This window comes from Pyruvatibacter mobilis, from assembly GCF_012848855.1.
Classification (GTDB): Bacteria; Pseudomonadota; Alphaproteobacteria; order CGMCC-115125; family CGMCC-115125; genus Pyruvatibacter; species Pyruvatibacter mobilis.
Genome location: NZ_CP051630.1, coordinates 1,027,821 through 1,042,844, shown reverse-complemented (window position 1 = coordinate 1,042,844; position 15,024 = coordinate 1,027,821). Strand labels below are relative to the sequence as shown.

Here is a 15,024-nt window from a genome sequence, read left to right as displayed (position 1 = left end):
GGCGCGGGCTCTTTGTCGTTGCGTGAGGAACCTGACGCCTAGACCGCTGGCGCGGCCTGTGCTGCTGCCAGATGATCCTGAAACACCTGGCGGTAGGTTGAGGCCGGTGCGAATTTGAGCTGCTTGCGCACCTCTTCAAGGGGGGCAGCCAGCAGGCCTTCCCAATCTTCCGCAGCCCACCAGGTCGCGCTCCGCCCGTTCCGGTAGCCTTCCCAGATCGCCTTCCAGATGCGCTTGTCACCCGATTCACGGACGCCGCCGCGCGCACCGAAATAGATGATCATGGCGATACCGATATTGCCGAGTTGGGCATAGGTGAAGGCCAGCAGCGACAGTTCTCCCAGCCCGTCGCGGCCATAGCCGGTCGTGACGTGCCACAAATCATGCATGTCGCGGGTGCGGGCAGCGTAGAGCGCTAGGTCCGGATCCTTGATGATCCGCCCGCCCTTCACGCTGGCATCGGTGAGCCCGTCAGCGCTGAGGTTTTCGCGCTCGACAAACTCGAGATAAGCGCGGCCGAGGGAGCCGTCCGGGAGGGCCCGCAGCATGTCGCGGTCATTGAGCACATCGGCAAGATCCTGACGCCGGGCCAGAACCCGCCGGCCGACAGCGCTGGTGCAGAAACGGCGGAACCCCTTGTATTGCGACGGACCGCCCATGGCACGGGTGACCCGGAACACCTGGGAGGTGTCTTCCGGGTCCTGCATCAGCGCCCTGATGGCGTGCATGGCGGCACGCGGCTGATACCACTTGCTGTCCTTGATCTCCGGCGCGGTGTCCCTGGGGGCCATGCCTGAAATGTTGTCTGCCATGGCGGCGTCTCCTTCCATACAATTTTGTAAGTAAGATGAGCCTTAACGCAGCGACTTACAAGCGGATTTTACGGACAGGCCCGCAAAATGGCTCTGTCACTGCTGCTGCATACCCTCGACCAGCGCATCAGATGCGGCGAGCTGGCGCTCCTTTACACCCGCATCCACCCCGGTAATCGACGCGCTAGTGGCGGCTGCCTCGAAATCCGCCGCCATGCGGTCAAACCGTGCCTGGGCCGGGTCCTTGAACTCAGGATGAGTGAAGGCATAAAGCCGGTTTTCGAGGATGCATTCCACGACACGCTCGCCTACGACTTCCGCAGGAATACCGGCCGCGACCGCCGTGTTGGCAGCGGTGATGGTGTCATCCTCAACGGCGTCGTCGCCATATTTGTCTGTGGAGCGTGTGCGGCGCGAATTGGCGATCTGCGTGGCGACAAACCCCGGGCACAGGACTGATACACCGATGCCGAACGGATCAAGCTCCATTGAAAGATCCTCGGACATGCCGACCACCGCATATTTGGTTGCGGTATAGGGCCCGAAGCCCGGCACCGGCACCACGCCGGCCATGGACGCCGTATTGACCACATGACCGCCTTCGCCATGCTCCTTGATCAGCGGTACGAAGGCCTCAATGCCCCAGACAACGCCCTTCAGATTAACGTCGATGGACCATTCCCAATCCTGCGGCGAGATTTCATCCATCGGCCCGCCGGCACCAATGCCTGCATTGTTGCAGACAATGTGCACCTTGCCGAAACGGTCGATGGTCTTTTTCGCGGCCGCCTGCATGGCGTTGCGGTCGGATACGTCCAGCACCACGCCATCCACCTGGGCATTTGTCTTTGAGAGAAGCTCGATCGCGGCCTTGAGAGGGGCTTCCTCGATGTCGGCCAGCATGACATTGGCGCCGCGCGCTGCGAAGCTCTTGGCCATGGCGAGCCCGATGCCACTGGCACCGCCGGTGATGAACGCTGTCTTGCCCGCAAAATCCGTGATCGGCATTGGCCGTACTCCCTTACTTCAGTCTTTGGTGTCGGCCTTTGTGGCCGTTCAGTCGTCGGTGAGGCCGAGGCCAACCGACAGAAATTCCATCAGCGCATCCACGGCGGCGCCGGGCTCCGTGTCATCACGCACCGCGCGGAGGCCCGCCTGGCGCATCATGCCGGGAATGGCAAACCCGATGAACGCAGTGTCGACACCAGGCCGCAAACGCCCTTCTGCCTGCCACCCCGCCAGACGCTCCGCCCACTGCTCACCCCAGCGCTGCATGAGCACCGCACCACCCTCGCCGCCATCAATGACGCTGATATCCGTCAACGCGGCGGCCATTAGGCCGGGATTGGCTTCGGCGAACTGATAGGTGCGCTCCATCGTGCCGCGGATCGACTCATAGGGCGGCGCATTCTCGGACACACCTTCCTCAACGAACGCTTCAAGCGTTTCAGCGGCTTTCTCGGCAAAGGCGAGGAAGCAATCCTGCTTGTCCTTGAAGTGAAGGTAGAAGGTGCCGTGCCCCACCCCGGCGGCGCGGGAAATGTCCTGCGGCCGCGTGGCGTGGAAGCCCTTTTCCACGAACAACGCTTCCGCCGCTGCCAGCAGCCTCGCCCGCGTGTCGCCGCGCGCCTGGCCCCGCCGTGCCCGCGGCTCGGGCGACACGGTCGCGTCGGCAGCCGGGGTGTCGGTTGTGGTCAAATCGCTCATGGGGCAAGTCTCACCTTGTCTGACAGTTTGTCAATTCAAAAGAAAACCGGCCGCTACTCTGAAAGCAGCGGCCGGTTCACGTCGTTGGGATGGATCAAGCAGATCAGGTCCGATAGCTCGGGTCCTTACGGTCCAGCTTGCGCAGGATCGGCGGCCAGACGAGCGGGCTGGCGGAGCCGTCGAACAGCACTTCGCTCTGATGATGTGCCTTGTCAGGCGTGCCCTGCGGCGGCGTATTGACCTTTACACCCCCGGACAGCGCGCGCACCTGCATGGTGCAGGCCCGCTCCAGGTAATACATGGCAAGGAAGGCAGCTGGCACGTCCGGACCGACCGTCAGGGTGCCGTGATTTCGCAGCAGCATGAACTGCTTGTCGCCCAGATCCTGAACAATGCGTTCGCGCTCGTCATGGTCCAGCGCCACGCCTTCATATTCATGATAGGCGATCTCGCCGCACTGCATGGCGTGCTGGGTGATGGGCATCAGGCCGTCAGCCATGGAGGACACGGCCACGCCATCATCCGTATGCAGATGCATGACGCACTTGGCATCCTCGCGCGCCATGTGAACGGCTGAATGGATAGTGAAGCCGGCCGGGTTGATGTCATAGGGGCTGTCCATCACCTTGTTGCCGTCCTTGTCCACCTTGACCAGGGACGAGGCTGTGACCTCTTCGAACATCATGCCGAAGGGGTTCAACAGAAAGTGATGCTCCGGACCGGGAACGCGGACGGATAGATGAGTGAAGAGCAGGTCATCCCAGCCGTAATCGGCCACGATGCGGTAGAGCGCAGCAAGGTCCACGCGGGCCTGCCACTCCTCAGGCGACACCCTGTCCTTCACGGACTCGACATTGTGCGCGTCCGGCACGTCAAACTGTACAGCCATGGATCCCTCCAATCATTCAGCCGCAGATTTGAGCGGCTGAGTTTCAAAAATCTTGCCCGGGTTCAGAACGCCCTTGGGGTCGAGCGCCTGCTTGATCGCCCGCATGGTAGCGATTTCTTCCGGTGAGCGTGTAAAGCCCAGATAGGGCAATTTCTCAAGCCCCACACCGTGTTCGGCAGAGACCGACCCGCCACGCGAACGCAGGGGCTCGTAGACGCACGCCTCGACGCTGCGCCGGGCTTCAAGGCTGTCATCGCCGACACCGGCCACCACATGCAGATTGCCGTCGCCGAGATGGCCAAAAATCATCGCCGTGTGGTCCGGATAGCGGTCCGTGAGGCGGGCCTTCATCTCGGCCACATAGGCTTCCATGTCTTTGACCGGGAGGCTGACGTCAAAGGTGAAGATCGGCCAGTTCTGCGCCACCTGCCCCACATCGTCGCGGATGGCCCACATGCGGTCGCGCTCCGCCTGGCTCTTGGCCAGCACCGCGTCACTGATGAGCCCGGCCTCGAAGGCATCTTCGAGCGCGGCTTCGAACCGCGCCGTGTCCTTGTCCTGATCAGCCCCCATGGCCTCGATCAGAACATAATAAGGATAGTCCTGGGAGAGCGGCGGCGTATGGGGCGCGGGCTCAGTTGTCAGCAATTTGTAGAAGTCCTGCCACAGGCACTCAAAGGCCGACAGCGTCCCCGCAAGGCGGCGGTCCATAAGGTCCAGCAGCTTCGGAAGCTTGTCGAAATTCTCCACCGCCACAAAGGCCGTATCCTGACTGTCGGGCTTGCGGCGCAGACGCACCACGGCGCGGGTGACGATGCCGAGCGTACCCTCCGAGCCGATGAACAGCTGCTTCAGATCATAGCCCGCATTGTTCTTGATCATCTTGCCCAGGGACGACAGCACGGTGCCGTCTGCCAGCACGACTTCGAGGCCGAGCACCATGTCGCGCATCATCCCGTAGCGGATGACGCGGTTGCCGCCGGCATTGGTGGAGATATTGCCGCCAATGGTGGCGGACCCCCGCGCCCCCAGATCAAGCGGCAGGATCAGGCCATGGGTTTCGATCTCTTCCTGCACCGCCTGCAACACGGCCCCGCTCTGCAGCGTCGCCGTGCCTGCGATCTCGTCGATTTCCTCAATGGCATTTATCCGCTCAAGGGACAGGGCAAGCTCGCCATGTTCCACATTCGCGCTTTCGACAAGACCAGTGAGCCCGCCCCAGGCGACGATCGGCTGACCTGCCGCATGGCACAGGCGCATGACCTCCGCCACTTCCTCGGTTGAGGCAGGGCGCAGCACCATGGGCGGGGTGCCAAGATGGCTCCACCCCGACGACGCCTTGGCTTCCGCATCCGCCCCTTCGAGATAGCCATTGGGGCCCAGCAGCTCCTTGAGCTGGTCGATCAACGCGCTCATGCGACACCCTCCCATCTCCCGCCTGTCCGACCAGGATGGCGGGATTGTTTGACGTCACTATAGCGCAATTAGGAGCAGCGCCCTACCTCAGCTCTGCTCCACGCGGGCGCGCGCCACGGCGGATTGCCAGCCCGCATAACGGCTGTCCCGCCAGTCCTTGTCCTGCGCGGGGTCAAAGCAGCGGTCGAGCTTCCAGATGCCTTCCACGTCATCCGTGGATTTGAACAGGCCGACGGTGAGCCCGGCCGCAAAGGCCGCCCCGAGCGACGTGGTTTCAGTCACCGCGGGCCGGGCAATCGGGCGGCCCAACGTGTCGGCCAGGACCTGGCAGAACCAGTCATTGGCCACCATGCCGCCGTCCACGCGCAATTCGGTCGGCGCGGTGAGCCCGGCATTCTTCATGTCTTCCGCCATCGCCAGCATCAGGTCGCGTGTCTGGAACGCAACCGCCTCAAGCGCGGCACGCACGATTTCAGCCCGGCCGGTGTTCCGTGTCATGCCGATGATGGTACCGCGCGCATGCGGATCCCAGTAGGGCGCGCCGAGCCCGGTGAAGGCCGGCACCAGGAACACGTTGGACTTGGGGTCCGCCTCCCGCGCCACCGCCTCGCTTTCGGACGACGTTGCAATGAGCCCCATCTTGTCGCGCAGCCACTGGACGATGGCCCCGGCCATGAAGATGGAACCTTCAAGGGCATAGGCCGGCTCCCCGCCGAAGCGGTAGGCGATGGTGCCGAGCAGCTTGTTGGTGCTGTCCACCTTGGTCGCGCCCGTGTTCACCAGCGCGAAGCAGCCGGTGCCGTAGGTGGATTTCATCAGACCAGGTGCGAAACAGGCCTGGCCGACAGTTGCCGCCTGCTGGTCACCCAGAATGCCCGCCACGGGCAGCGGCGCGCCGAACACGTCCGGTGCCGTGGTGCCAAACATGGCCGACGGGTCCAGCACCCGCGGCAGCATCTCCCGCGGGACACGGAGGAGCTCCAGCAAATCTTCATCCCAGTCCTGGGTCTCGATGTTGAAAAGCAGCGTACGCGAGGCGTTGGTGACATCAGTGGCGTGCACCTCCCCCCCTGTCAGCTTGTAGACCAGCCAGCTGTCGATGGTGCCGAAGCACAATTCTCCCTTCTCGGCCCGCGACCGCGCGCCTTCCACATTGTCGAGAATCCACGCGACCTTGGTGCCGGAGAAATAGGGATCGAGAAGAAGGCCCGTGCGGGACTGGAACAGGGCCTCATGCCCTTCACGCTTCAGTCGTGCGCAGTCTTCCGCCGTCCGCCGGTCCTGCCAGACGATGGCACGGTGGAGAGGCTCCCCGGTCTTGCGATCCCACACCACGGTGGTCTCACGCTGGTTGGTGATGCCGATGGCGGCAATGCAATCGATGCCCTGCCCTTCAATCACCTCGCGGCAAACCGAGAGCGTGTCCTGCCAGATCTCCATCGGGTCATGCTCGACCCATCCGTCATTGGGGAAATGCTGGGTGAGGTCCTTCTGGGCACTGGCGACAGGTACGCCTGCGTCATCGAACAGGATGGCACGCGACGATGTGGTGCCCTGATCGATGGAAAGAATATGCGTCGCCGCCATGCGTTGCCGCCTCCGCTGAAATGCTTGCTCTGCCCGAGCCCTTTGAGCGCCACAGTACACACACCGTGCGCAGCTTCAACATGAAGGCAGCACGCGCTCGACTGCCGTCAACTGGATGATTGCCGGGTGGTCTGCGCCATGATCCAGGCCGCGAAATCTGGCGCGGCATCCGTTGCGGTGAAGGCTGTGATCGCCGGTGTGTCATATGGATGGTTCGCCGCAATCATGTCCATTGCGGCGGCGACACATGCAGCCCGCGTCTTGAACAGCACCGCGACCTCAGCCTCTTGCTGGAGGGCGCCGTCCCATTCATAGATCGCTTCCATCCCCGGCAGCATGTTGGCGCATGCCGCAAGCCGCGCCGCCACAATGGCTTTGGCAAGCTGCCGCGCCACCTCCACGGACGGTGTAGTGGTGTAGATAAAAACGATGCTCTCTTCAGCCACGTCATCGGTCATTCGTCGCTCTCCGGGTCATCCCTGCCTTGTATCCGGTGGGCAATGCCCCATTTGCCCCCCGGGATGCGGGCCGGCTGTTCACCCATGATCACCTGCCTGCACCTTTGGCTAATCAGGGCATTTCATCCGTTTCCGTCCCGTTCCGCCTGATATAGTGTCCGCCGACACCTGAGGGCCACCCAGATCAGCAGAATAATGGCATCCACAAAAATCGCATTCGTCGCCAGCCCGCATGAGGAAGCGCAGGACGCTTTCACACGCCTGACCCACCGCTACGGCAATGTGGATCCGGCTGATGCCGACGCCGTGGTGGCGCTGGGTGGCGATGGGCTGATGCTGCAGACCCTGCACGGGCAGCTTGGCACCGACCGGCCCATTTTCGGGATGAACCGCGGGTCCGTCGGCTTCCTGATGAACGACTATTCGGAAGAGGATCTGCCCGCGCGCATTGAAGCAGCGGAACAGACGACCATTCATCCCCTGCGCATGCGCACCGAGGATGAGGACGGCAACCTCCATGAGGCGCTGGCCATCAACGAGGTGTCCATGCTGCGCGAGACCTACCAGGCCGCCAAGCTGCGCATCTCGATCGACGGCAAGACGCGGATGGAGGAACTGGTCTGCGACGGACTGCTGGTGGCGACACCGGCCGGGTCCACCGCCTATAATCTCTCCGCCCACGGACCGATCCTGCCGCTGGGTGCACAATTGCTGGCGCTCACCCCCATCAGCGCCTTCCGCCCCCGCCGCTGGCGCGGCGCCTTGCTGCGCCATGACGCCTGCGTCCGCATTGATGTGCTTGAGCCCGGCAAGCGGCCGGTGAGCGCAGTGGCCGACCACCAGGAGTTCCGCTCCGTGCGCTGCGCCCATATCGAAGAAGCGGCCAATATCAGCCTGCACATGCTGTTCGACAAGGACCGCAATCTCGACGAGCGCATCATCACCGAGCAGTTCCTGCCCTGATGAGCGGTTCCACGCCCGAGACGAAACCAGCCGCCGACAGCATGGCCGCCGTGGCGGCCGGCGGGCTTGCCCTGCCCGGCTCGACACCGCCTGCCCACAAGACTGTCGCCCTGACCCTGACAATCGCGACTGCGGGCGGTGCCCTGTTCGCGATCGCCGGCGCACCGCTGGCGTGGATGCTCGGGGCGATGTTCGTGACGACCGGCACTGCCATGGCGGGGCTGGCAACGCTCGGCGTCTATGCCTGGCTGCGAACCACGATGATCGCCGTGCTTGGCGTCATGCTCGGCAGCGCTTTCACTCCGGACCTGCTGGCGCAGATCCCCGGCTGGTGGCCGGATGTGCTGGCCCTCGGCGTGTTCGTGGCACTGGTTACGGCTATCGGCTTTTGTGTGTTCCACTGTGGGGCCGGCTACGACACGACCACCGCCTATTTCTCGGCGACGCCAGGCGGGCTGTCCGAAATGGCCATCATGGGCCATGAGCTGGGCGCGGATATCCGGACCATCAGCCTGATCCATGCGACGCGCATCCTCGTGGTCGTGGCAACGATCCCTGTGTACTTCCGCGTCATTGAAGGGCTCGAAATCCCCGCCTTGCCGCGCGATGTTGGCTCGCTGATCAATCTCGACCCGGGCGAAGGGGCCATTCTGGCCGCCTGCGCTTTGCTGGGCGTCCCGATCGGCAAGGTCAGCCGGGTGCCGGCCGGGGCCCTCATCGGCCCCATGGTCCTGAGTGCAGCGGTGCATCTGGCGGGCTGGTCCAGCGCCAAGCCGCCTGCAGAAATCGTCGCCGCCGCCCAGGTGGTTGTCGGAGCATCCATTGGCTGCCGGTTCGCCGGGCTGACCTTGCGCGATGCCCGCCGGATTATCTCCGCAGGCCTGGTTTCCGGGCTTTTGATGGTGGTCGCCGCCGCATTGACAGCCTATGGCCTCGCCGACATTCTCGGCAGGCCTGCCGACGTGCTGGCACTATCCTTCGCCCCCGGCGGCCTGGCCGAAATGGCCCTTATTGCCCTGATCCTGGGCATCGACACGGCATTCGTCTCAGCCATGCATGTGATGCGCATCGCGATGGTCGTTATCGGCGCGCCGCTGGTCTTCAGACTGAAAAATGGTCAGAAAGACTGACCCAAAAACCCGCGCAATTGAGCGAAAAACACAGCAATTGCGAGCCAAAATCAAATTTAGATACGAATTTAAGTTTTTGATTTAACGGCACTTTATGGACGGGCGGCAATACTGCGGGCCTAGCAGAGAAAATTCTTAGCGGTGCCCGGGTGGCGATTGCCATGGAAACTTACGACTTTTCACGCCTGTCGGTTTTGATTGTGGATGACAGCACCCACATCCGCCGTCTCGTGCGCGCCATACTCGTCGCCTTCGGCTGCAAACATATTCACGAGGCCTCTGACGGCCCCAAGGCATTGTCCCAGCTGCGCGGCAGCAATATCGACGTCATCATCATGGACTGGATGATGGACCCGATGGACGGCATCGAGCTGACCAAGGCCATCCGCTCAAGCGACAGCCTGCCGAACCCGTACATTCCGATCATCATGCTGACCGGCCACAGCACCATGAACTGCATCCTGGAGGCCCGTGAATCCGGCGTAACGGAATACCTGGCCAAGCCCATCACCCCCAAGGGATTGATGGACCGGCTGCAGCTGGTGATTGCCAAGCCGCGCCCGTTTGTCCGGACCAAGACGTTCTTCGGACCGGACCGGCGGCGCAAGGACAGCTCGTTCTACCGCGGCCCAAAGCGCCGCGAGGATGATGGCGGCACGATCGAGATTGATGATGTAGAGGGAGCTGCCTGACCGGCATCAAGGCACATGGCAAAGCAACCCAAGAAACAGGCCCGCCAGGAGCCGATCGAGTACATCACGCCGCCCAACACCCTGCGTGCAAAGCTCAAGGCTGACCGCCCGGCTGTTGATGATCCGTTGGCCGCCGCCGAGCGGGCTCTCAAGATCCTGGCACCGGAAACCGAAGAGTGGGTGGATCAGGAGATCAACCGTCTCCAGAAATGCCGCCAGGTCTTCGCGCAGAAGCCGAACGACGAGAAAGCCCTGCACGCCCTGGCCGGCGCGGCTATGGACGTGAAAGGCCTTGCGGGCCTGACCAACAATAAGGCGGCTGACAAGTTCGCAACCAGCCTCGTGGCCCTGGTGACCGATCCCAGCAAGTGCGCGCTCGGCCAGGCCGGCCTCGTGGAGGCGCATGTGGACGCCATACGCGCTACCCGCGAGCCATCCTACGACGCCAGCGTGGCTGATGCCCTGGCCGCCGAACTGGCAGCGCTGTCATCGGCCTGCATTACCGCTGCCAACAAAATGGCCAAGAGCGCCTGACACACGGCAGCGCCGCTCCGCGCAGCTAGTTCATGTCCTTCATGCTGATCGCGGTCAGGCTGTAGCCTGCTTCGGCGGGGATGGTCAGCATCATTTCCCCGTCCCTGTCTTCCACCTGCGGCTCGACGGTTACGATCGGGCGCGTAAGCGCAGCCTCCATGGCGTCGGCGACCGTCTTGCTCTGCGCAAGCATCTCCAGGTTCATCCGCGTGGGGAAGATGATGGTGCGCTTGCCGGCCTTGGCCTCCTCCAGCGCATCCGACGGATTGATCCATACGGAATCCACCCCTTCCGACCCATCATGCATGGCGACATGATCAGCCGGCGCCACCGCCAGGTAGAAATGGGTATCGAAGCGCTTGGGCATCATCTTGGGCGTGATCCAGTGCGAATAGGGCTGCAACAGATCACAGGCGATACGCAGCTTCTCCCGCGTCAGGAAATCGCCGATGGCCAGCTCGCCCTTGTCGAGCTTCGGCCGGTCACCCTCAAGCGCCGACAGACGCTCACCGTCGATCAGCCCGCCGCTTTCATCGCGGGCGAGCAACACGCCGGATTCTTCGAAAGCCTCACGCACCGCGGCCACGCGCAGGGCCAGAAGCGTGTCGTCCAGATCATTCGCGCCGTCACACAGGCCGCGCACTTCGGGCGCGGTGTCACCGATGGCGAGCTTGCCACCGGGGAACACGAGCGCGCCTGACGCAAAATCGATCTGGTGATGGCGGACCACCATGAAGACCTCAAGCCCTGACGGGCCATCACGCAGCATCAGGATTGTTGCTGCGGGGATGAGGGGCTTGTCAGTCGTCCTGGCGTCATCGGTCATGTCATGGCTCCCCGGATACGGCCACGCGGACCGCCGGAATAGAGCCATATCCCGTCATTCCCCGTGAGCGCCCGTTAACTTTTGTTTTGTAGCGTAATCCGGCGTCCGGGCGCGCGTGACGACGCGGGCCGGAGCATTCCGGTGCAAAGGGCTTCGACACGTCATGTATCGCAATTCCTTCCGTCTCACCAATACCGAGATCGACGAGGCCTTTGCCACGCGGCAGTTCCGCCTCGTCTTCCAGCCCAAAATCGACCTCACCACATCACGCATGGTGGGCGTCGAGGGCTTCGCGCGCTGGCAGCACCCTGAATTCGGCGTCATCCCCCCGGCCCTGTTCCTCCCCGTCCTTGCCCAACAGGGGCGTAACCAGGAACTCACGCGCTTTGTGCTGGCAGAAGCCATCAGCCTGCTAAACGGATTTCCGCAAGGCGATGACGGCTTCACCGTGTCGGTCAATGTGGCCCCGGACGAATTGGCGGACGGCTCCCTGCCCGTCTCCATCCGCCTTGCGCTCACGTCTGCCGATCTCGATCCTTCCCGCCTGGTGATTGACCTGCCGGAACGCGGCCTCGCTACCGCGCCGGACAGGGCACGGGACACCATCCATGCCTTGCGGCAGATCGGTGTCGGTCTTGCCATTGAGTGCGCGCCGGAACCGCACCTGGACTTTGCCGCAGGCGACCCGCCTTTCGACGTGGCAGCCTTCCGTGAGCTGAAGATCGGCGGACAGGCCATTATCCAGTTTGCCAGCCGGCTGGAGGGTACCGGCCTCGGTCTCCTCAACAAGCGCATCGCCTTTGCCCGCAACCATGGCATGACGACAACGGCCGTCGGTGCCGAGACCGCCGAGAGCCTGGGAACGCTCCAGCGGCTCGGATTCGCCCAGGTGCAGGGCAACGCTATTTCGCAGCCCCTCATGCCCCAGGACCTCGCGCATTTCGATGCCGAGACCACCATGGCGGGACTGGTCAATTCGACGCAGGAACGCCCAAAGAAAAAGAGCCCGGCGACGCCGCCCCCGGAGAGCCTTGCAGCACAGCCTTCCGCCCCGCGCGCCAAGGTGCAGGTCGTGCGCGGCAAGGCCAGCGTTGAACTGATGACGCAGGGGAATGAAGAGACGGCAACACGGATCTACCGCCTGAGCATTCCCAAGCCTGACAACGCCGTACCCGGAAGGCCAGACGCCGAGGATGCCGAACCCCGCAGCTTCATGTCCCGCCTGCAGCGCAGCCTCGCCCGGTCACTGAACCTCTAGCGGCTTGCAGTGCACCGCGCATAAGCGCCATCTTCCCCGCAGAACGTGACACGGCAAAATGCCGAGATGACCCAGCGAGGACGCCGATGGACCTGCCCGCCACCCAATACACACCCGTTACCTTCACGCCCGAGCAGGTGGCCCTGCGCGACCATTTCCGCAAATACATGATGGCGGAACTCGACCCGCAGACAGGCGACTTCGAGAATGGCGGCAACCCCTACCCCTTCATGAAGAAGATGACGGCCGATCTGGGCCTCGCCGCTGACGCGGACAAGCTGGAACAGACAGGCGGGGTGAAATCCGAAGGCAACGGCGACCGCAAGAATGATCCCGACGCGGCTGCGCTGATGCGCTTTGCCCGCACCCAGATCCAGATCGAAGTCGCGCGCGTCAATCCCGGCTTTGGTCTTTCCTGGGGTGCGAGCATCGGCCTCTTCGGCTCCAATGTCCGCAGCAAGGGCACGCCTGACCAGGTGAAGAAATACGTGCCGGATGTGCTGCGCGGCGACAAGGTGGGCTCATGGTGCCTGACCGAACCGGGTGCCGGCTCGGACGCCTTCGGTTCCATGAAGACCACCGCCCGCCGCGATGGGGACGACTATATCCTCAACGGCAGCAAGACCTTCATCACCAATGCGCCTTATGCGGACTACTTCCTTGTCTACGCCCGCAACCAGGAAGACGGTTTGATCCAGGCCTTCATCGTCGAGCGCGACTACAAGGGCGTGGACACCTCCAAGCCCTTCGACAAGATGGGCATGAAGTCGTCGCCCACGGGCATGGTCTATCTCGATGACGTCCGGGTGCCGGCCGAAAATCTCCTGGGTGGCGGTCAGAAAGACCGCGACCATGTGCGCAAGTCACTCGCCTCCGAACGCATCGGCATCGCCGTCATGTCCTATGCCATCGCCGAGCGCTGCTACGACATTGCCGTTGACTACGCCAAGACCCGCGAGCAGGGAGGCCAGCCGATCGGCAATTACCAGCTCGTGCAGCAGCGCCTGGCGCGGATGTATGTGGATCTGTCGAACTCCCGGCGCATCGTCTATTCGAACGAGGAGATGGACATTCTCGATGCCTGCGCAGGCAAGCTCTATGTGGCTGAAGCGGGCACGCGGGTGGCCATGGAGGCGATCCACATCCTCGCGGGCAATGGCTACATGGCGGAGTATGTTGTGGAACGGCTGGCACGCGACGCGAAGCTGCTGGAACTCGGCGGCGGCACCACCGAGATTCAGATCCTCACGATCGGCAAGGCCATCATGGCTGCGCAGTAAGCCCTGTCACACAGCAGGCGGGTGGCAATCAGGCTGATGCGGCGCGGACCGCGTCAGCCGCTTCCCCCTCACGCTGGGCGATGATCTGCTCCTGCCGGGCAATCTGGTAGAGCAGGAAATCCAGATCATCATTCTTGAGCCCGTCGGGCTGGGTCAGAATGCGCTCGATGATCTGGCGGCGGAAATGCTCACGGTCGAGCACTTCTTCCGACCGCACCATCTCGTGATAGACATCGACGGCAATGCGCAGGGGCAGATAGAGATCCTGGCTGAGACGCGCCTGCTGGAACAGAGCTCGCAGGCCAAGCCGGCCCGCATCATGGACCAGCGTCCAGGCGCGCTCCGGGCTGATCCGGGCAAGCTGTGCGAGCGCATGCTCCACGAATTTCATTTCGCCGAGACAGGCCGCACGCACGATCAACGTGCCGGACAAGCGCCCCGCCCCCTGCAGATGGCTCATCAGCAGGGCGAAATCCTCGATGCTGTCGAGCCCGTCAAACAGCTTGATGGTGACGCTTTCCCGCGCTTCGAAGGCGAGGCGCTCGGCAATGTCATTGCCCACCCCGCCCCGCGCAACGAGACGGTTCTTCATCTCGTCTGACACAACGGATACCAGGCGCTCGACGACCGTGAGCGGCAGCGCCTTGCGCATGGCCATGCGGTCGGCGATGCCGACATCATCGTGCCACCGCGTCAGCACTTCGCTGAAGGCGGACGTCGAGAGGGTTGCCCCCTCATTGCCGAGAAGACGCACCACCGCATCGCGCTCCCCGTCACGGGCAATCGCGTCAGACACCTCCTCGGACACGCTGCCCCGGCTTGCAATGGCAAGCACCTTGGCCGGCGCGCCGGCCTCGATGATTTCAAGCAGCGCCTCATCGGTGATCAGCGGCGACCGTTCGATGAACGGCACAGCGACACTGTCGATGTCACTGATGATGCTGTTGACCACATCCGCCGGAACCTCGCTGGCGGCACAGAGCGATTCAGCGACCGCCGTGCGCACCATCTCAGCGGCATCACGGACCATGAGCCGCAGGATGTCATTGGCGAGCAGGCGCTCCTGGCCGCTCAGCCCGCCGGCGTCGATCTGCCGCCCGACCTTGCGCGCGATTTGAGCCCGCTTGTCCGGCGTGGGGGCCGTGAGAAGTTCGGTGATGTCAGACTGTGTGAGCTGCGGCGCCATGGCGTTTCCTCCTTCCGGAGACCGATTCGCGGCCATCCGCTTTTTCTGCAGGAACCAGCATGCGCCGTTGCGGTTAACGGTTCATTGAGCATACGCACAATTCGCGTCAATTGGCGCTAACCGCATTAAGAATGGAAATGAGATCAAGGTGAGACAAATACGGGCGAAGATGCCGGGATATGCTGGGCAGACAAATCGCCTGAGGACAATGACCGCAAATAAAAAAGTCAAACCGTCATGCACAGCAGGTTTTTTTATTTATTTTTTTTCTTTGAATACACGAAAC

The 15,024-nt window shown here is 63.0% G+C and carries 15 protein-coding genes; 6 read left to right on the top strand and 9 right to left on the bottom strand.

The features are described 5' to 3' along the window. Nucleotides 1-38: 38 nt before the first annotated feature. The 7 genes from HG718_RS04835 to cutA form a co-directional block, all read right to left on the bottom strand. A complete protein-coding gene (locus HG718_RS04835) occupies nt 39-812 on the bottom strand; it encodes a Coq4 family protein (RefSeq protein WP_160588841.1) in 774 nt (257 codons plus the stop codon). A gap of 96 nt (nt 813-908) precedes the next feature. Then, nucleotides 909-1,820 carry an SDR family NAD(P)-dependent oxidoreductase gene (locus tag HG718_RS04830; RefSeq protein ID WP_192928145.1) on the bottom strand — a complete coding sequence of 304 codons (912 nt, stop codon included), beginning with the start codon at nt 1,818-1,820 and terminating at the stop codon, nt 909-911. A 48-nt stretch (nt 1,821-1,868) separates the two neighbouring features. Then, nucleotides 1,869-2,519, bottom strand: a complete 651-nt coding sequence (locus HG718_RS04825) for a TetR/AcrR family transcriptional regulator (protein ID WP_160588842.1) — start codon at nt 2,517-2,519, stop codon at nt 1,869-1,871. A 103-nt stretch (nt 2,520-2,622) separates the two neighbouring features. Further along, the gene (locus tag HG718_RS04820; RefSeq protein ID WP_160588843.1) at nt 2,623-3,408 is read right to left on the bottom strand and encodes a class II aldolase/adducin family protein; all 786 of its coding nucleotides are present in this window, start codon (nt 3,406-3,408) and stop codon (nt 2,623-2,625) included. A gap of 12 nt (nt 3,409-3,420) precedes the next feature. After that, the gene (locus HG718_RS04815; protein WP_160588844.1) at nt 3,421-4,824 is read right to left on the bottom strand and encodes an FAD-binding oxidoreductase; all 1,404 of its coding nucleotides are present in this window, start codon (nt 4,822-4,824) and stop codon (nt 3,421-3,423) included. Nucleotides 4,825-4,911: 87 nt separating this feature from the next. Beyond that, a complete protein-coding gene (gene glpK, locus HG718_RS04810) occupies nt 4,912-6,411 on the bottom strand; it encodes a glycerol kinase GlpK (RefSeq protein WP_160588845.1) in 1,500 nt (499 codons plus the stop codon). Between the two features lie 107 nt (nt 6,412-6,518). Next, entirely contained in the window at nt 6,519-6,869 is a 351-nt protein-coding gene (gene cutA, locus HG718_RS04805; RefSeq protein WP_160588846.1) for a divalent-cation tolerance protein CutA, read from the bottom strand. A gap of 195 nt (nt 6,870-7,064) precedes the next feature. Between cutA and HG718_RS04800 the strand changes: the two genes are divergently transcribed. The 4 genes from HG718_RS04800 (at nt 7,065) to HG718_RS04785 (ending at nt 10,188) form a co-directional block, all read left to right on the top strand. Continuing rightward, on the top strand, nt 7,065-7,832 hold the full coding sequence (locus HG718_RS04800) for an NAD kinase (protein WP_027840681.1): 768 nt from the start codon (nt 7,065-7,067) through the stop codon (nt 7,830-7,832). Then, entirely contained in the window at nt 7,832-8,962 is a 1,131-nt protein-coding gene (locus HG718_RS04795) for an AbrB family transcriptional regulator (protein WP_160588847.1), read from the top strand. Before HG718_RS04800 ends, HG718_RS04795 begins: the two co-directional genes overlap by 1 nt. A 161-nt stretch (nt 8,963-9,123) precedes the next feature. After that, nucleotides 9,124-9,654 carry a response regulator gene (locus tag HG718_RS04790; RefSeq protein WP_027840679.1) on the top strand — a complete coding sequence of 177 codons (531 nt, stop codon included), beginning with the start codon at nt 9,124-9,126 and terminating at the stop codon, nt 9,652-9,654. Between the two features lie 15 nt (nt 9,655-9,669). Beyond that, complete coding sequence (locus tag HG718_RS04785) at nt 9,670-10,188, top strand: hypothetical protein (protein ID WP_027840678.1); 519 nt, start codon at nt 9,670-9,672, stop codon at nt 10,186-10,188. A gap of 25 nt (nt 10,189-10,213) precedes the next feature. Here HG718_RS04785 and HG718_RS04780 read toward each other — a convergent pair whose 3' ends face one another. Then, nucleotides 10,214-11,014, bottom strand: a complete 801-nt coding sequence (locus HG718_RS04780) for an NUDIX hydrolase (protein ID WP_160588848.1) — start codon at nt 11,012-11,014, stop codon at nt 10,214-10,216. A gap of 163 nt (nt 11,015-11,177) precedes the next feature. On the opposite strand from HG718_RS04780, the gene HG718_RS04775 reads away from it, so the two are divergent. Together HG718_RS04775 and HG718_RS04770 are read left to right on the top strand one after the other, a co-directional pair. After that, nucleotides 11,178-12,272, top strand: a complete 1,095-nt coding sequence (locus tag HG718_RS04775; RefSeq protein WP_160588849.1) for an EAL domain-containing protein — start codon at nt 11,178-11,180, stop codon at nt 12,270-12,272. Between the two features lie 86 nt (nt 12,273-12,358). Next, the gene (locus HG718_RS04770; protein WP_160588850.1) at nt 12,359-13,552 is read left to right on the top strand and encodes an acyl-CoA dehydrogenase family protein; all 1,194 of its coding nucleotides are present in this window, start codon (nt 12,359-12,361) and stop codon (nt 13,550-13,552) included. A gap of 28 nt (nt 13,553-13,580) precedes the next feature. Here the strand turns inward: HG718_RS04770 and HG718_RS04765 are convergent, their stop codons facing one another. Then, on the bottom strand, nt 13,581-14,738 hold the full coding sequence (locus HG718_RS04765) for a DUF2336 domain-containing protein (RefSeq protein ID WP_027840674.1): 1,158 nt from the start codon (nt 14,736-14,738) through the stop codon (nt 13,581-13,583). Nucleotides 14,739-15,024 lie beyond the last annotated feature (286 nt).